General features: G+C 45.9%; 10 protein-coding genes. All 10 read right to left on the bottom strand.

What is annotated here, in order from left to right; translation table 11 throughout:
* Positions 1-49: 49 nt before the first annotated feature.
* The 10 genes from LFX17_RS03205 to LFX17_RS03160 all read right to left on the bottom strand — a co-directional run bounded on the left by LFX17_RS03205 (position 50) and on the right by LFX17_RS03160 (position 19,264).
* Positions 50-259 carry a hypothetical protein gene (locus tag LFX17_RS03205; RefSeq protein ID WP_238728882.1) on the bottom strand — a complete coding sequence of 70 codons (210 nt, stop codon included), beginning with the start codon at positions 257-259 and terminating at the stop codon, positions 50-52.
* 9 nt (positions 260-268) lie between these two features.
* Positions 269-1,144 carry an SH3 domain-containing protein gene (locus tag LFX17_RS03200; protein WP_238744997.1) on the bottom strand — a complete coding sequence of 292 codons (876 nt, stop codon included), beginning with the start codon at positions 1,142-1,144 and terminating at the stop codon, positions 269-271.
* A gap of 17 nt (positions 1,145-1,161) precedes the next feature.
* Positions 1,162-1,677, bottom strand: coding sequence for a hypothetical protein (locus tag LFX17_RS03195; protein WP_238744995.1), 516 nt, complete (start codon positions 1,675-1,677; stop codon positions 1,162-1,164).
* Position 1,678: 1 nt separating this feature from the next.
* Positions 1,679-5,746 carry a TIGR04388 family protein gene (locus LFX17_RS03190; protein ID WP_238744993.1) on the bottom strand — a complete coding sequence of 1,356 codons (4,068 nt, stop codon included), beginning with the start codon at positions 5,744-5,746 and terminating at the stop codon, positions 1,679-1,681.
* A gap of 450 nt (positions 5,747-6,196) precedes the next feature.
* Positions 6,197-6,406 carry a hypothetical protein gene (locus tag LFX17_RS03185; protein ID WP_238744991.1) on the bottom strand — a complete coding sequence of 70 codons (210 nt, stop codon included), beginning with the start codon at positions 6,404-6,406 and terminating at the stop codon, positions 6,197-6,199.
* A 62-nt stretch (positions 6,407-6,468) separates the two neighbouring features.
* Entirely contained in the window at positions 6,469-7,017 is a 549-nt protein-coding gene (locus LFX17_RS03180) for a hypothetical protein (protein ID WP_238744989.1), read from the bottom strand.
* A 101-nt stretch (positions 7,018-7,118) separates the two neighbouring features.
* Positions 7,119-7,676, bottom strand: coding sequence for an Ig domain-containing protein (locus LFX17_RS03175; protein ID WP_238744988.1), 558 nt, complete (start codon positions 7,674-7,676; stop codon positions 7,119-7,121).
* A gap of 258 nt (positions 7,677-7,934) precedes the next feature.
* Positions 7,935-8,747: an NADase-type glycan-binding domain-containing protein gene (locus LFX17_RS03170; protein WP_238744986.1), complete on the bottom strand. Its 813-nt coding sequence runs from the start codon at positions 8,745-8,747 to the stop codon at positions 7,935-7,937.
* Positions 8,729-18,697, bottom strand: coding sequence for a TIGR04388 family protein (locus tag LFX17_RS03165; RefSeq protein ID WP_238744984.1), 9,969 nt, complete (start codon positions 18,695-18,697; stop codon positions 8,729-8,731). The genes LFX17_RS03170 and LFX17_RS03165 overlap by 19 nt, the downstream gene beginning before the upstream one ends.
* Before the next feature lie 321 nt (positions 18,698-19,018).
* The gene (locus LFX17_RS03160) at positions 19,019-19,264 is read right to left on the bottom strand and encodes a hypothetical protein (RefSeq protein WP_238728879.1); all 246 of its coding nucleotides are present in this window, start codon (positions 19,262-19,264) and stop codon (positions 19,019-19,021) included.
* Between the last annotated feature and the right edge of the window lie 164 nt (positions 19,265-19,428).

Here is a 19,428-nt window from a genome sequence, read left to right as displayed (position 1 = left end):
TAGAGAACCTTTCTTGTTGTTCCTTGCCATTCGCGGGTTTGAAAGTTCTTCACTTCGGTAAATACGGCAATATCTCCTTGATCCTCTCCAAGTTTTCAGGCAACAGATCCACCTTCACAAGACTTTCCGTCTTCGGATCAAAGTAAATGCAAGGTACAGTCGGACTCCAAGCCTTCTCCACATACATCGTTTGGCCCGTCGTTGTGTCGCGAACCGCTTCGCCAAGCACGAAGCCTTTTGGTGTTCCGTTTGTTGTCATTGCGTTCACTCACTTCAACTCAACAAGTTTGCAGTTCTTAATCTTAAACTTTTGAGCTGGGCGCATTCCCTTTCCATCTTCAAAGCGAGAAGACTGGATGAGAAAACCATCTACAAACTCGTAGCTTTTGTCATCATCACGGCCATCCGTTTTAGGATAAATAGCATGGATTCCGTCGCCTTTGCTTGTATTCTTCTCGACTGTTTTGTCAAAAAGCTCTAATCGCCTTCCGTTCACAATCGACAAAAAGCAATCATTTGTATTGATTACGTATACTTGAGAATATCCACTAACGCTAAAAACATGCTTCGGAAATTCCTTTAACAACAGATACACTTCTGTTACATCTTCCGCGTGAAATTCTTCCTTCGCGCTTCTGTGAACTTCGATCATTCCGTCTTCCAAGGAAATTTTTACATTGAACGAAAAATTGTAAGGACTTTTTACCTCATATTCACCAGCGGCTACTTTCTTAATCGACTCACCGGGATACAATTTCTTAGCGAATAAAGCGATATATTCCTTTTCACTCAAAGGGGCATGGTCATACAACATTAGAAATTTTCCATATACCCAACCGGAAAGACCGCTTTTACTTTTGATCTGATACCAGTATTCGCTGTCATTTTGAATATCTTCTTTCGCAGGAGAAACGGATTCGATTTTAACCACTTCGCCTTTCTTGAGCATGCCGATCTTGTCCGACGCAAGTTTTCCATTCGAACGAACATTCACAGAACTACCACGAACATATCCATACATTCCCGTTTCGGAAGCATTCGAAGGAGACAGAGATGAATCCTTTTGGATCGGAGCCGTTCCTCCGCAATTCAAAACAACAACGAGTAAAAAAAATAAGCCAAGTCTCAATTCTAAAAATTTCATTTTGAAAGATTAAATCCTCAGTTGTCCGGACCAGGATCAGACTCCTGAGTCATTTCTTCTCTTTTGTAAGAGGTGCAATCATCTAAGGTGGGATAATTGAAGAGCTTTGTCATACTTGTATAACTATTGGTTTCATCATTGGAAGGTTTAGTCTCTTGTGAACTAAGCATTAGTATCATATAGGGCCCTTTACCTTTCCAAACTTCGTAATCATATATAAAAGCGCTACTGCTATGATAACTAATTTTGTGTTTTCCTTCTTCCACTTTGGACCATTTCATCGAAACGTCCTTTACTTCTTTCAAACCGACAAAGCGCACAATCGCTACATCCGGCCTTTGAATTTCTAAACAAATGCCACCATATTCAAGAGACACATCACCTTTTGTAAGATCTTTCAAAAAACGGCCGTCATGAACGCTGTAAACCCCATCTACTTCGAAAGAAACCTCAGGCTCCTTCTGTCCCGGCTTGCATTCCTTGCAAGAAGTCAAAAATGCTAAAATAAATAGACTGCAAATAATCTTCTTCATCTCATTTCATTCCTTTTGGTTTGATATATGTGATCTTACGAACCTGCTTGAAGTAATCTTCTGTTAAAGGTTTTTCATGATAAACACTATTGTCGTTGTGATCCATCATCATGAATTTGCCTCTCGCATCGTCCCAAGCAACGATAAAATAATGTTGCCCGCCAAAATCTAACGTTTTGTTAAATCCGCCTTTTCCGTATGCGGTCTTGTCAATCCAAACCTTGAACGTCTTAATTCCCTGGTCTTTCAAAGTTTTCATCGTTTCGGAATAGTTCAGAGGTTGCCAACTTTGATCGTTCCAAGCGTCTTTTTGATTCAACTTGTTACTGATATACTCGGTCTCGTAACCAGCTAACAAACCGTCACCCGTGGCCTCAATCTTGCCAAAAAATACACCCGCTCCACCCGCTTGCGTCGTGGAATAGGAAAGATTTCCTTTACGAACCTGCTCTCGATACCACACATCAAACGGACGCTTCTCCAAATTACTTCCCTTCAACAGCGCGTAATCACTCCAGGCGTAACAAATACCGCTCGCAACTCCTTTCGTCGGATCGATCGTATTCTTCTTGTCGCTAAACCATTTCTTCGATTCCTCAAACGTCGACTTCCGACTCTCGAAATAGGAAACCTGAGAATCCGCTTTTTTCAACATCGATTTCGTATCCACGAGCTGATCTTTGATCGACGTTAATGAATTCTTTTGTGTTTCCAAATTAGCTGCCTTCTGCGCCAACACGGCCGGGTCTGCGTGCTTGTCTTTCTTTAACTTCGAAATCTCCGATGACAAGGAAGTGATCGAGTCCGAAATTCCTTTCTCTTTCGATTTGAGAGACGTTTGCAGATCTGTTAGACTTTGCTTGTTCTTTAACGCACTATCCAACTCTTCTTGATAGTAATATTTCCCGCCATCGCCCTGGAATTCTTGGCGCATCATATCGACCACGTCGTGAAGTTTTCCCGTCAACCCGGCCTTGCCTTCCTTCATCGTCGTATAGTTATTTGATTTGTTCTGATTCGAATCGTTGTAGTCCGTCATCTCCGCAATTCCGTCAAATCCTACGTATTCAGGATCTTGCCTCGTGTATCGAATATCAAAATTGCCTTTGTCGTCATATACCATTTCCGAATCATACTTCTTGCGGAACGCATCCTTTTGATGCTCGATTAGAATCTTAACTTCGTTCTTGGCAGTCCGTAGTCCCTGATTGATCTTCTTGTCAAATTCAGTCTGATGAGGGAAGGAATTTTCCGTCATTCCACCGGCCGCTTTCTGGAGAAGATTCGATACGATATTACTTGCTTCTGCCGAATCTTTCGATCCGCTGTATATCTTGTCGAGGTTTGCGATCAATTTACTTCTGTCTTCCGGTCCAAGCTCATCCACTAACTTGTTTTCACGAGCATACGATTCGATTTTAAGTTTCTTCAATTCATCCAAAAGCTTCGGTCGATCCTTTGCTTGAGCGTTGAATATCTTTTCTCTTAACTCGCTTGACTTTGCCTTGTCATCAACATTGAAATGTTTGTCCGAGTTCAACGTTTCCGTAAAAGCAGGTAGATCTTTTTGAACATGAGTTAACTCAACTTCGTGAGTCGATGCCTTGACCTTTTTGCCGTTCTTCTCGTCTACTTTCTTCTCGTTCCCGTTTGCTTCGAAGATCGTTACCTTGTCTTCTTTTTTACCAAAGCCGAATGCACCGGTCCAGCTCAACTTCTGTTCGATATGGTTGTCGGGTGTAACTCGAATCTCTTCTTTCACTCCTCGACTGTATTCCCTTGAATAACTTACTTCTCCGGTTCTTTCGTTGATTTGTTTTTTGTATTTGTTGTCGTTCCAGGTTATTTCCTTTGTAGTTCCGCCCTCACCTTTGCGAAGATTCTCAGCTACTGTGTGATCTAAAGTTTTTGTATCCGCTGGAATTCGAAGTGGCATAATCGAAGCAGCTGCAGTCTTTAAGTTTGCGTAGTCGTGCGTTATTATTTTTGCAAGATCAGATCCAACCTTCTCGTGGTCCAATGCCTTCTGTCTCAACTGCTCTTGATTCGTCGCAAGTTTCTCGTTCAAGTGAGCAAGTTCACCTGCACTCCCCGCTTCGGAAGCCGCTTTCAGCAACAAGCCCTTCAAACCACTTTGACCGGCTCCGTTTTGCATCCCACCTTTGAAAAGTCCAATTCCACCACCAAGCCCGGACTCTCCAGATGTTTTCTTCAACCAGGTCTCTACCGCAGCCATTTGAGATTTGTTCAATCCCGCTTTCGGATTCACGTCCTTCAGCGCTTTTCTTAGATCCGCTACTCCTTCGATTCCGTCCGATCCTTTGTCCCTTACCACGCTCAGTAAAAATTCGTTACGCTTCCCTAAAAGCTCCTTCTTCCCTTGGCCAACCGCGACTTCCGTGATCAGCGCAGATCTCTCAGCACCTAACTTGCGGTCCTTCGTGTCGTATTCATTCAACTTGCTAAGAAGCTCTTTCGCCTGACCACTCAGTGGCTTCTCAGCTCCCAAACCGAACAATCCTTCTCTTCCCATCAAGTCTTTCAGTCCCGCTTTGATTGCGCTTACGCCTTTGTCAAAGCCGCCTTCGTAATTGTGCACAACGTAGCCCGCGCCGGAATTGGATTCTCTTCCGCCCACAACGTAAGTATGATTCTCCTCTACTTCTAAGTTGTAAACCTTAGTCGGTTCCGTGTTGTAGTAGTAAATCCCCGTTACAGTTCCCCAACTTCCGTCTGCTTTGAGAACTTGGTCTCGCAAGCGGAGGTCTTCCACCTTCACCCATTCCGAGGTTTGGGTTGTGGTGTTAGAAGAGAACCTTTCCGTCTTCGTCAACGTTACATCCGACGCTGAATGGTTAGAATCTGTAGAATGGGGAAGCTCCTCTATTACACTCGCTGTCTTTGTTTCGCTCTCGCTTCCCGAGCCCAAAAGGCTCGTCACGATTCTTGCTTCTCGCGGATGAAGCAGATGTTCATGAGTTTTGAAATCTCTTTGGATTCCCTTTAGATCAAACGGAGAAACTCTGTTTTGATTTGTGTTGGCATTCGAACCATTCTGAGTTACGATTCTCCGTCTAAACGGGTGGTTCCAAGTCGTATGAATCTCTTCTTCCCCGTCTAACTCAAGAAAGAAAAGCTGCGGAACTTCGTGGACAAAAGTTTCCGTGACTCTCTTGTTCTCGAGTTTTCCGGTTCTTTCGTTCCAGGACTGAACTACGTCCCCGATCTTTACCTCTTCGATCGCAATTAGCTCGTAGTCCTCGGAACTAAACTCGGGTGATTTAACATTCCCGTATATTCCGTTTTCTTTGTGTTTCAAACGCAATACCGGGACGTCTCCGCGAAAACACGTGTCTAAATGAAATACGCCCGCCTTGTCCACCATCTTGCTTCCGTCGTTCGCAATACCGAAACTCTGGGCAATATCTCCGAACATTCCCGTTACAAACTTACCGAAAGTGCTCGTTGCACTCTTACCGTCGTTGAAGCGGATCTCAATCCCCGATCTTTCTCCGGCTCTCGTTACATCGTCCTTCCACTTCTGCAAGCCCTCAGGCGTTTGGGACATCGCTTCCTTGTGCGCGTTCCATTTCTCTAACAACTTCTCAGGCTGTGCATTCTCTACGTCGATGCTGCCGTCCTTGTTTTTAGGTAAATACTTGTCCACATCTGCTTGCGTAAACAACGGTTTCTCCATCTTCGTCGCAATACTCAGCTCCGTACGCAAGATCTCCATCTGAGCCTTCTCGTGGTTGTAGGCAGAGTTCTCAGCTGTCACACCTTGAAGATATTCGTTCTGGAAATTCTGGTTCAAAGTCGCCTGTTCCCAACCATGACTGTTCGTGTTGTAGCTCACATTACCGATCGTAGCCCCTTTCAGTCCCTGGATGCTAAAACCCAATACACCGTCGTTACCTAAGTCAAGCGTCGCTCCACCTCCGCGAAGTCTCTGAGGAATCGCCGTGTTTCCGTCGTGGTTGTAAGACAACGCTAAACTCGAGTGACCTTCTCTACTCGCAGATACGTTAACACTTCCGTTCGCCCAAGATTTGCCACCTGCCTTGTTCACGTCATAGCTCGCGTTCGCGGTATAGCTGCCGCTTGGGGCGAGTTCGCTTCGCGAAACGCGCTCTCCGCTTCAATCAGCATCGCACCATCAAGTCCAAAGAAAGAAAAAGAACAGCGTATTACTCGATGGTGCAATGCCGGATTTACGCTACGATCGCTCTCGCGGGATAGCTTGTTCTTCTTTCAGCAGTTGATTGCTTCGCACAGCCTGTGCAGTCGGAATGTCTTTAGCGTTAGCCGTTGAAAGTTTGAAGAAAAAATGAAAGGAAAGTTACTGAGTCAGGAACCGACTCTTTGATACATCAAAGAGTCGCCTACAGAGTGCTATTGTCAATGGGAAAGGAGAAATTAAAGGAAATTTTTGTTCGCCTGATTCACATGTAAAATAATATGTCCTTTCAATAGAGAACCTTTCTTGTTGTTCCTTACCATTCGCGGGTTTGAAAGTTCTTCACTTCGGTAAATACGGCAATATCTCCTTGATCCTCTCCAAATTCTCAGGCAACAGATCCACCTTCACAAGGCTTTCCGTCTTCGGATCAAAGTAAATGCAAGGTACTGTCGGACTCCAAGCCTTTTCTACATACATCGTTTGGCCCGTCGTTGTGTCGCGAACCGCTTCGCCAAGCACGAAGCCTTTTTGTGTTTCGTTTGTTGTCATATCTGCGTCTTCTCTCTAACTTTAGTCCCGAAGCGTAGCCTTATTGTAAAACTACCTCAACTCTAAAGTTTCACCTTTCCTAATATGAATTTTTTGCGATCCTTTTCCACATCCTTACTTTTCTCTAACGCATCTCCCGGATCGCTCAGTAATAACACATGTGCAGGATTGTCGGATCGTTTCAAAAGAAAACCGTATAACTTTGCAATCGATTCTCCCGGATCGACCGTTTCTTTTTTCTTGTCAGCCACTCCGAATGAACGCCGAAAATCCGATTTGAACGATGCCCAAAAAGACGTCGCATCGTTGAATCCGACGGGTAATCCGACTAACTTGCCCTTCTCATTCTCCAAAAACACTAACGTCCAATCTACTTCCACAGGCTTGTCCGTCGAATTCTCAAACCCAAGTGAAAAGATATAAAAATCGTTTTCCGAACTCTTCGGACGATAACCGGAATAATTATCTGACCGTCCAGTTCCCAAAAGATATACTTTAAACGAAGACGTATCAAACGCAGGAGTTTTGTCCTTTAACTGCGGACCGCTGCAAGATACAAACGATACGACCAACACCATACTCAAAAACAATTTCTTCAGTTTCTCTCTCATTTCATATTCCACTCAATTTTCTTTGCTTTCTTACAGCGATCGCAATCAGTTACACATTCATCTTTCTCAACTCAACTAACTTGTAGTTCTTGATACTAAAATTAGTACGTGCAGTTTGCAGACGTCACACAGCTAAAAAAAGACGTATAACAAAAATTAGAGGATCCGCAAGAATAAGGAGCCGAATTATTACATCCGGGAGCAATGACACCGGAACCACCAACGCACACAAGACCACTTGAATCATCGTAAATCGCTTTGATAGAAATGGTTTCTGTTTTCGAGGGAATACTTGGTGCCTTCGTGTTTTTGGCTGTGATAGCAAAAGTCATTGTAACCACACTCGTATTCAACGGAGTTCCGGAGATTAATCCCGTTTCGGAATTTAATGACAAACCAGCCGGCAAGGACGGAGAAACAGTGAACAAATTTGGCTGCCCTTGATTGATCCCTGGCTTTCCTAACCGCTCAGGAAGAGGCCGATCCGTTCCTAAAGCTTTATTCTGCAAAGAATAATTGAAAAAAATAGGAGTCCCGCCACCGGCACTTTGTGCCGCAACTAACAGGCCAAGCAATGCGTCGTCTTCATTATGTTTCGTCTCACATCCCAAGACACAAAACAATACCAGTAATACAAATACCCAAACTTTCAATCTCATTTAATCCTTCCTTAATTTATTAAAATATAATTCACTTTCTTTAGCACGCAAAGCTCACGCTTAGACCCGTGCGCCGAGAGTCTTTTTTACGGAACTTGTCTCTCTATTATTTAGAGTTCTTTTCTTTCTGTTACTTATATATTAAATTCATTGCATATACTCTAAGTCTGCAATCCTTAAACAGGGGTAGTAATCGCCGCCCTCTGTGAATCCTCAAAATATATTTCCATATTTTGGATTCCATTTCATCCCCAAACCTCAGTCCCTCAGCGTCGCCTTCTTGTAAAAGGCTTCGTCTTTGAAATTTCCGATTTCAGCGATACAAGTATGTTCTTTGTTTTCCTTACCCTCAATCACGGATTTAATCTCGATCGCTACTAAAACCAAAGTCTCGCCTTCTCTTACCTTCATGCCTTTCATTTCTTTCAAAATGTCTTTGTAAGGTTGGATTTCAATCTTTTGATAGCCAGGTTCCGAACTGAGCTTTACAGACTGTTTTCCAAAATACGATACATCGAGTAGCATCGTTCCACCGGCTTGCGAAGTATCCGTCGCTCCGGGAAGTAAATAGTGGACTACAATCTCCGATGGGCGGGAATACGATTCGAAATTCTTCCGAAGCCCATTAGCACCTGGAAGAATGTAAAAGTAGTTTTTGTTTTTAATATCGATCAGTCCAACAACAACCTCTCCAATTCCAGTTCCAGGAACTCCTTCGCACCATTTTGTTCCTTCCCTAGTATCATGAACAACATATGCATTTGGTAAACATGTATTTTTCGCCCATTCATTTTGACTCATGTTTGATGGTTTAGATTTAGGTACTGACTTCAAAGGCATGAACGAAGTTTGCCAAGTCATTCCTTTTGCCGGTATATTTGCATCCCAGGTGTAAAAGACGCCTTCCACAGGATTTCCTTTCTGTTTCTTGTTCAAGTTCTTCAAATCCGCATTGCTCTTTTTTGAAAAACAATCCTCATATTCTTCCACTTGAGAAAACAAAGGGACTAAAGAGAGCCAAATCCCTAAAAGTATCAGTAGTTTGTAATGTTTTAATTTGCCGGTTTCCATATATTGCTCCATTGTTTGCGTATTCTTTCCACTTCCTCTTTGGTCGTCTCTAAACTTTTTCTCTGCTCTTCCAACTTCCGATTCGATTCTTCTCTCTTCTTCTCGTCCGTTGTATTCTTGACGATTTTTTCCAAAGACTCGATCGAAGCGGAAAGAGTCGCTTGTTGCTTTTTCAAACCAGGATACGAAGTAACATCTTTCCAATACACCTTTCTTTCCGTCTCAGTCAATGGCTTCTGCCCATTCGGCTTTAAGGTAAATCCGTATCCCAAAACAAAATCGTTAAAGTTGTAGTGATTCGACTTTCCGTCGTGGCTCGCATATCCGGTATTCGCGTCTCCAAAAGAATCTTCCGTTACGAAGCCGTTGTCATCCACCCCGGTTATGGTGATTACGTGATCTAGTCCCGCAAACTTGCCACCGACTACTACAACCTCTCCCTTAGCCAGCTTCTCCTTGATCCAAGGAATCAAGTGTTCTTTTTGAAATTGTTTTTTGAATTCCGGAACTTCTACTTCGTCGTAATGTTTTTTTACCTCAGCGTAGGCTAACGGATCGTCTTCATATAATAATTTGTCCGGTGCTGGCGGCGCTTTGCTACTTGCCATTGCAATCAAAGAACCATCTTTCGGTATGTCAAAACCCATCGTCCGATACACCATAGCGGCCTGCTGCTCGATACCCATCTGAGACGGTTTCGGTTTTCCAGGTAACAATTGGCCCGCTTCCGCCATGAGGCGGGTTGTCATCACGTTCAGCTTTCCGTATTGGTTGATCTGTTCCTGCGTCATCTTGAAACCCGCCGCCGCCATCACCATTGCCGGTCCGTGAGACTGACAAGCGCTACTGTCTTTTACGTCTCCATCTCTGTTACCAGGTAACGAATACAACACTGGTTTTCCTTCCTTGTTCGTTTGCCCTAAGTAAGACTGGCCTCTCTGCGTCTGCGTCAGGAGTGTAATATTCATGAAACCGTTGTTTGCAATTCGCACAAGCTCAGGTCTTCCGTTGTAACTCATCAAATTGCCGTCTCCGTCGCGTTCCGCCTGAATATTCTTTTCTCTGAATATTTGAGCCATTCTGTCTTGATAATACTTAGGATTTTCCGCAAAGGTTGGATAATTCCCTGCCCTGTCCTGATCCGGCTTCTCGTTCAGATACTTGTCATATCGTTTCGTATCTTCCGCTACCGTCCCTTCTGCAAGAACTTGTTTCATCTCGATCGTTTTGATCGACTTCCCTTTTTCATCTTTGTAACCGGAATCCACTTCGCGGAAAGAAATTCTCTCCGTCTGGCCGCCCGCGTTCTGCAATGTAAAGAACGTCACCTCAGAGTCCTTGGTCACTTTCGTTTTGGTTTTTGTTTCAGTGACTACGGTCTCTTTCACATATCGTTTCCCGTTGACCTCAATCTCGTCCAAAGAATGGATCTTCTCCAACCTGTCTTTAGCACTTAGGTTCGCGTTCGCGATCAGATCTTTTACCTCATTGAAATCACTTTTAACAATCTTGCCCTTCGGTTCATTCGGAATAATCGTTCGAGTCTCGTTCGGATCACTCAATTTCTTCGTAGGTTGTTCTCCGCTAAGCTCGGTTAGAAACTTTCCGTTCGCCTCAAATACTTTTACGCTCTCCTGCGGGTTTCCAAAAAGGTCTTTCCAACTCAACTTCTGTTTTACATATCCGGAATCCGTAATGCTCACTTCTTCCTTCACACCCGGCTTGTATTCCCGGTCAAAGTGAACCTCTCCGGTTTCCTTGTTCACTTGTCGGTCGTACGTCTTGCCGTCCCAATTCAGTTGTTTCGTAGCGACATTGTCCTTCGATTGCATCTTCTCGATCGTCTTCGTCTCGAAACGGCTCTGGGTCGTTGAAATTGTCATCGGTTTTGACGACTTCTCGTCCATCGTTTCTAACGTTTCATGCAACTTCGTATTGTCTTTGTCCAACAGCGCCGCCACTTGAGTCTCGTGCGTCTTCTTCTCGTTTCGCAGATTCGTAAGCTCGGTCTTCTGCTTGTCGTTCAGTGAATGACCTTCACCCAACTTCTCAAGTCGATGCAGCTCAGACTCTTTTGGATATGGCGCCACTTCCCGGTTGATGATCATCGCCCTTTCCTTCTCCAAAGTCTTCTGCATTGTCACCATGTCGTTTCTGCGTTTCTCCATCTCTGGAGTTCGCTTGTAGGGCTCGTTCGGATGATCCTTGTTCCACTTCGCGTAGCTCTCCGCTTCCTGTTTGTTTTGGCTCACGCGAAGGTCTGTGATCTTGCGGTCAAACTCGGCAAGTTGTTTTCTCGTTTCCGGCTTGATCTTGTCTCCAAGCGCCTTCAACTTCTCCTCATACGTTACCTTGTGTTCATTCGGATTGAATGTGTCCTTCTTCACAAATCCGTGTTCTACGAGAACTTCAGCATACCTCGGATCGTTGTGGTGTTTCTCTTGGATCAGCTTTACAATGTCGCTCTTCACCTTTTCCGATCGCTCGATCATCTGCCGCCCGATATTGTCTTCTTTAATCTTGTGTTCTGCTAACTTCTGATTCGTTTCTTTAATCGTGTTTGTCAGCTTTCCGCGTTCTTCCGCACTCGATATACTCAGTGCAGCAGACATGATATATCCTTTCATCGGAAGCGCATTACCCCCAGGAAGATTACCAAGGCCAACTCCAGGTTTCAAGAATCCGCTCGTGCCCACTCCGTTAGAACTCAACCAACTTGAAACGGATTTCATGTGATTCTCACTAAAGCCCTTGCTCGGATCGACTCCCTTCAACTGTTTGCGAAGGTCTGCTATTCCCGGTATCGAATCGCTCTTCGGATCATGGATCGCTTTCAAGAATTCATTGTTGCGGATCACTCCCAGTTGCATACTCGCTTCCGCTGCTTTTTGTTTCGTAACAAGAATGTTCGACTCCTTGTTTAACGTTTCCCGGGACGCGTTCGTTTCCTTCACTGCCTGCTGAAACTCTACAGCTTTCTGATATACCTCGTTGCCGGCCCCGCCTTCAAGACCCGCGAACTTCTTCGCTACGTCATACACATCGTTCGAAAGTCGTTTGAATCCTCCGAACATCGCCTCTTGCGCGTTGTTGTAATTGTGCACAACGTAGCCCGCGCCGGAATTGGATTCTCTTCCGCCCACAACGTAAGTATGATTCTCCTCTACTTCTAAGTTGTAAACCTTAGTCGGTTCCGTGTTGTAGTAGTAAATCCCCGTTACAGTTCCCCAGCTGCCATCGGAACGGAGAACTTGGTCCTTCACTTTCAGATCTTCCACCTTCACCCATTCCGAGGTTTGTGTCGTGGTGTTAGAAGAGAACCTTTCCGTCTTCGACAACGTTACATCCGAGGCTGAATGGTTAGAATCTGTAGAATGGGGAAGCTCCTCTATTACACTCGCTGTCTTTGTTTCGCTCTCGCTTCCCGAGCCCAAAAGGCTCGTCACGATTCTTGCTTCTCGCGGATGAAGCAGATGTTCATGAGTTTTGAAATCTCTTTGGATTCCCTTTAGATCAAACGGTGATACTCTGTTTTGGTTTGTGTTCTGACTTCCGTTTGCACTCACCCTCCGTCTAAACGGGTGGTTCCAAGTCGTATGAATCTCGTCTTCCCCGTCTAACTCAAGAAAGAAAAGCTGCGGAACTTCGTGGACAAACGTCTCCGTGACTTTCTTGTTCTCGAACGTGTTCGTTTTCTCGTTCCAGGACTGGACTACGTCCCCGATCTTTACTTCTTCGATCGCAATTAGCTCGTAGTCCTCGGAACTAAACTCGGGTGATTTAACATTCCCGTATATTCCGTTTTCTTTGTGTTTCAAACGCAATACCGGGACGTCTCCGCGAAAACACGTGTCTAAGTGAAATACGCCTTGTTTGTTCACCATCTTGCTTCCGTCGTTCGCAATACCGAAACTCTGGGCAATATCTCCGAACATTCCCGTCACAAACTTACCGAACGTCGAGGTCGCACTCTTACCGTCGTTGAAGCGGATCTCAATCCCCGATCTTTCTCCGGCTCTCGTTACATCGTCCTTCCACTTCTGCAAGCCCTCAGGCGTTTGGGACATCGCTTCCTTGTGCGCGTTCCATTTCTCTAACAACTTCTCAGGCTGTGCATTCTCTACGTCGATGCTGCCGTCCTTGTTTTTAGGTAAATACTTGTCCACATCTGCTTGCGTAAACAACGGTTTCTCCATCTTCGTCGCAATACTCAGCTCCGTACGCAAGATCTCCATCTGAGACTTCTCGTGATTGTAAGAGCTGTTCTCAGCTGTCACACCTTGAAGATATTCGTTCTGGAAATTCTGGTTCAAAGTCGCCTGTTCCCAACCGTGACTGTTCGTGTTGTAGCTCACAGTACCGATCGTAGCCCCTTTCAGTCCCTGGATGCTAAAACCCAATACCCCGTCATTCCCTAAGTCAAGCGTCGCTCCACCTCCGCGAAGTCTCTGAGGAATCGCCGTGTTTCCGTCGTGGTTGTAAGACAACGCTAAACTCGAGTGACCTTCTCTACTCGCAGATACGTTAACACTTCCGTTCGCCCAAGATTTGCCACCTGCCTTGTTCACGTCATAGCTTGCGTTCGCGGTATAGCTGCCGCTTTTAAAGTTGTAGTCTAACCCTAAGCCTACGTTGTTCGTAAAGTTCGTGTTCACGTTCATTCCAAGACCTTGATCAGCATTGTAGCTCAGTCCCAAGGTTAGATTGCTCATTTTCATTCCTTCCAACGCGGTCTTTAATATTTCTCCCCCAGGTAACCCTTTGACACCGGACACGTTCAAGCTAACTCCACCGCCCCAACCGCCTTTCACTTCGTGTTGACCCGTCAAAAGGTTCGCGTTCTGATGTTTGGTATACGTTACGTAGCCCGTAAGAGGAGTTTTTACTCCTAAGGTCGCCGTCGAGATGAGGCCGTTTACAAGGGCTGCAGCCGAGCCATTTGCCCCGTTGATTCTGTTTTCGATCGCCATCGTCGCCGCTGTACTCGCCGCAAGCATGGCCACCTGCGCATTGTTAAGCGAAAGCCCAACCGTCGCCAATGTTGTGTTAATCGCCGTCGCACCCGTTCCGATCACCGAATTTAACATCTGAATTCCCGCGGGACCGCCGAAATAGGTCACTGCTGCCGCTGCTGCTAACTGGACCAATACCTCAGCATCCTTCAGTCTTTGTTCTCTCGCTGCCTTTCTCGCCTCTTGTTTGTCGATTTGGTATTTGAGCAATAACCCCAGATTGTGACCCATTGCAGGATCTCCCGTCAATGCCTCGCCGATCTTGTCAAAAAGGACGTTACGCATCTCCGTTTCTACATACGCTTTGTTGATAATGCCTTGTCCCGTTCTGCCTTTCACGTCTTCCAGCGTTATCTTGTTGTGCCACTCTTTACTTTGGTCATATATCGAAGAACGGAGGTCCGAAGGTACGACCGATTCTCCCAGCATGTTCCCTAAATCCGCTACCGAAGTCAGAATTCCTTTGAATCCCTTCGATATGAGAGACGTGATTCCTCCGTTGAACAACTTGTTGTCAAGGATAAAAAGGGAGCTGTATCCCAGTGTAAGCGGCAGTCCGTTGGTCAGCATCCCGTCCCGTCTGTGTAAATCCCGCTCCGCTTGTTTGCGCACCACAAAGTCGCTCGCCTGTTTCGACCAAAGCTCGATTTGAGCAGGATCCATATGCGTAACTCTGCCGTATTCCTTCACAGAAGCGCTCGCAAGCACCTGTTGCGTCGTATCCCAGTTTTTAATATCTTCTTTCAGATCCCTCAGTTTCAGTTCGTTCAGGATCGATCTGGTTTCTTGATTGATATGTTTTTCGTATTTCTCCGACGTTAATCCAAGATCTCCCGTGATATGAGCGCTCGATTTAATTCCCGCTCCCACAACCTCGCCGATATTACCAGATATCCCCGCTACGACTCGCTTAAACTCACCGCCAAGAGATTGTAAAGAAAACGCTCCGCTACGCATTCCAAGCTCTTCTTTTGCCTGGCGCATCTCCATGTATCCGATCGCAACTTGGCCTAAGGCGGCCGCATATTCGGGTGACGCCCCGTTTGCGATTGCAATTTTCTGAACTCCAAAACCGTACATGCTGTTTTTGAAATCCTTCCATTTTTCAATCGCGCTAAGATTGTTTTCATACTTATCTAAAGTTGATAGAGAAAAAGCTATCGCACCATAACCGACAATCGGCGCAAGGATCTCTGTAGCCAAAGGAGCAACCCTGAGCAGAGTTTTTTCCATTCCTCCAAAACCTGAATGATGGATCGCCGAATGGATTCCTTTCCCAATTCCCAAATTATGACTGCCCATATCGTGCTTGGCCTTCGACATCTCTATGTGCGCCATGAGACCGCCCGACAAAAACGACGCAACATCCGGCGGCAAATCAAAAGCCTTCGTAAGCGCGGTCGCAACGACGTCCTGTACCGCTTGGTTCGCCTGTTTGCTCACCCAAGCGCCGGTCGACATCCCTCCCAGCAAGACTGCTTCCACGTAATCCTTGACAATACTCGCAATCTTCACCTTGTTATTGACGTCTTGCGAAGCCAAAGACGCGTTCTTGTCGTGAACGTTCTGCGTAATATTAACTTCCGTAAAAAGGGCGGCCGTATGTTTGTTCGAGGAAAGATAACCGTTTACGTTTTGGAATGTGGCGTTTACGAGATCGCTAAAACCCTTCTCCCTCTCGTTGAACATATCGCCCAATCGGGAAGCGCCTCTCCCCAAAAGAAACGAATCCTTGGAAGGAGCCGAAATCGTTACAACCGCATCATCCGTGTTGTAACAATACGAATCCGAATTCGTCATGTCGCTACCGCAATACGAAGAAGTTCCGTTATACACCCTTCTGTGAGCCGTGATCTTCCCGTCGGCCCCCACATCCACACTGCTGTATTTGTTTTCCACAAACCGACTGCACTCCGCATTGCCCAAGTCCTTACCGCAATGCCCTTGAACCCAATCCCCCAACGTCTTTTGTTTCACATTCCCGTCCTCGTCCGTGAATGTATCGATCGAACCGTCATCCTTCAAAACATACGTGGTCGTGATCGTCTCTCCCGAATACTTATCCTTACTTTTAACCTCTCTTGTCTTGATGCCGGAAGCTTCTACCAGATCCCCGTAACCGTTCTGGGTGAACTGCTTCTCGTTGCGCATACTCTCCGCAACACCTTTCATATATCCCAAGATCGTATCCATCGTCGCGTTGTTCGTGGAAGACAATAAAGAAAGGTTGGAAATCCCCGTCGTGATCCGGTTCATTCCCGAACCGATCGTATCCAACAGTCCGAAATTAGGAATCCCCCTGTCCGCGTTGCGGTTAAGCCCGTTCAAAATGTTACCGAACGCGTCTCTAAAGGAACCGTCGTTGACGGTCAAGTCCCCGTCCAGGTTCGACTTCATTTGTCCCTTGTTCAAACCGGCTAACACCTGTTGTGTGAGTTGTATGTAATTGGATTGCCCCTGACCGTTCTGAAGAGCGTTCCCGGCCGCGTTGAAGGCGCTCGTTGCCTGTTGCTGCAACTGACCCATTTGGGCAAGCCAGGAAGACTGCTGACCCTGAAGATCAGCCACCCCGGAATTGTAAGCGTTCTGCGCATCCGTCAATGCGGTCTGCATCTGAGTCTGCCAGTTCGCATACTGAGCTTGGTAAGAAGCAACCTGCGCCGTCCAGTTCGTGATCGAAGGCATCACATTCGTCTGCCAATCGTACTCGAACGCCTGAAGTTGAAGAACCAAATCCTGATACGTGGTTACGTTCGCATACGCGTTGTTATTCGTAACTTGAAAGTTCAACTCGATCCAGGCATAGTTCTGCGTATGTTGGATGTCTCCAAGAAAGGGAATTCCGTCCCAAATCATCCACTCTCGCGCAAAATAATCGTAAAAATTCTGGCCCCAGCTCCCGTTCACTCCGGCCAAACCTTGTGCTCTCATTTCGGAGTAGGTCCGATTCGCTAAATAAATCCCGGGTGTCCAATTGAATATGTCTCCGGAAGCACATCCGAGCGGACTCCCGCAGTAGGGAGTGGCATTGAAAAACGGCGTAAAACCGTCTTCGTTCTGAAACGCACGCAGATCGATCTGACTAAACCCGGTAATCGTTCTGCCCGGTCCCAGCGCCCCCAGCAAACCCGAAAGAGGAGACCCGCTTCCGGTTAAACCGCTCTCATACGCGTCCATGATCCAGTTCGCGAGGTCCGACTGAGTGATCTCTTGGCGAATATAAGCCATGATCTTTTTGGCAAGCCCGCCTTCCCCTTCCGTAAACGCAGTGTTCAAAATCTCCGCAATGGAAACGGAAGCCGGACCTCCGGAAGTCGCCGAAAAGTGGTTAAACGGTGTATGCGAAAAAATAGGATCCCCGTAACTCCAAATACCGTCGTTATTGTACGCACCTTGAGACTGCCCGTATTGAAAATTGTATGTTCCCCCGTTCTGAACGGCGACCGCATTTTGAAGCGCGTTCTGCGTCGAAAGAAGTTCGTTGTGCAGAAAGTTGCTCAAAAGACTCGAAGCGTACAAAAAGCCTGCTTCCATTTCCTGAACCTGACAGGTATGACCGGAAGCGCAGCTAACGCAACGCGTATCCCCCACCGGACAACTGCTCGCAAAATAGGAACCGGTGGCGGAAGCCGGAACCGTGTTGTCCACAACAGCGCTGTAACAGGTATGTCCCGCAGAACACGTGTTCGATGCCACAAAAGAACCCGAAGTCGCGTCATACAAACCCTTCACGCAAGTACTGCCGTTCAAACAGTTGTTGTTGTAGCTAAGCATCGTTCCGGAAGTATAGTCGAAGATCGCGGGCATCACATACCCTTCCTGCATCGCATTCGCCACCTTGTTGATCACGTTCTGAAACGCACGACCGTCCGCATTCAAACTAGTGCGAACCGTCAAGTTCTCCATCTCCGATCCGTTGCAGGTCGAAGGACAAACCGTGTTCTGAAGATAACTGCTCGTATTGTTGTCGTAGAGAATGTTCGCACAAGTATGACCTACCGGACAAGAACCGGCCGCGTAAAACTGGGAATTCGTAGGATCGTATTGATACGTCACACACACGTGACCGCTCGGACAACTCGCCTGCACATAACTGTTCGAATTGTTGTCATACAACACGGTAATCGTGTTCCAAAAAAGACCGTTGCTGTTTAAAAAGTTCTGATACCCTTCCAAACTCGAAAGAATCTGGCTCTTAACGCCCGCTTGACTCTGTTGAATCTGGGCAAGATGCGCCTGATACTGCATCTCCGTAGCGTTGATCTGAGAAATTAAGTTCTGATATTTGTCGGTCAAACCCTGAAGCGCTTGCTGATATGTCTGCAAACCGTTCTGCAGATTATTGTGAAAATCGTTCCACCACTGACTCTGCAAACCTTCCAACGTCTGTTGGCCGCTGTTCAAAACAGCCTGACTCAGAGCACCGCCTAAGTTCAGATTCAAACCGTTACCGGAAACAAACGAATCCCATTGGCTTTGAAACGAAGCCGTCGAACTAGCAACCGCACTCGAATTCGCTCCATACAAGGACGAAAGATATTCGCTCCTCTCCTGTAAAATCTCCGCTTCTACGGCGCTCTGCCATGTCAAAAGTTGTTCCGAGGCCTGTCCTTGCAGAGAATTATAAACGTAACTTTGATACTCCTGAACCGAAGCGAAATGATCGCTCGTCGTGATCGAGTTCACCATCATCGTGATCTGAGCTTGAACCTGCGCTTCCCACTGTGTCTGCAAAATACTCACGTTCTGAAACACGAACGCGTCCCAGTTGCCGATCGTCCGCATACCGTCCGCAACCGTAAACGTCTGATTCATGCTGTTCGTATTGAATACGGGAGTATTCAAATTCGGAACTACTACGGGCTGAGGACTGAGCGGGAAAAAGGAGAACAGGACAGCTAACGGTAAAATCCAGCGAAAACGGCGTTTCAAAAACATATTGCAAACTCTCGAAAAAAGTTTTGAATCGAAGCCAGTGGAATTCCTGACTAAAAGGTAAGCTTTTTTATCATGGATCACAATCGATTCGTGACGAAGAATTCCAAATTGTGATATTTAAGTCAATATTAAATCACTAATAAGGAATTAAAAATAAGTATCGGATTATAAAATGATGAGGGCAAAAGAACAGCCTTCCCCTACGGAAACGCCGTTAAAAAAACTTTTCTGTAGCAATAATCACAAGGAGCGGAAACACGAAAAACGTGCCAAAGTACATCTACGATCTGAAAAACATTGTGCTTACCGAAAAGACCACAATCAACCGATCACACCTTCCCGCTTATCCGAATGCAACGCGCTTAGACACGGCCCGCAGATATCATCGCCTTCTCTCATAAACTCGATCACCGCTTCCATCGTCCCGATCGGAGAATCCGCGGTTCTCATTCGTTCGATCAAATGATCCTGCAGATGGGTATGGTTACAAAACGAATGATCCAAGCTTTTAAAAAAGATATGAACGTTCTTGATATGCTTCAACTTAACGATTCTGAATTCTTCCATGCGAAGGAATTATATCGCAAAATGAAAACTGTGGGAACTCTTACATTTAAAAAAACAGAAAGTCCGACGAACTTCCAAACTGTGGGAACTCTTACATTTGGAAAGATAGAAAACTTGGTCGGACTTTGACAAAGTAAAATCTACCACAAAATCAAAATACGGCG

Origin of the sequence: Leptospira sanjuanensis (assembly GCF_022267375.1) — a bacterium.
GTDB lineage: Bacteria > Spirochaetota > Leptospiria > Leptospirales > Leptospiraceae > Leptospira > Leptospira sanjuanensis.
Note: the sequence above shows the minus strand (reverse complement) of the source record. Positions and strands in the feature narration are given on the sequence as shown.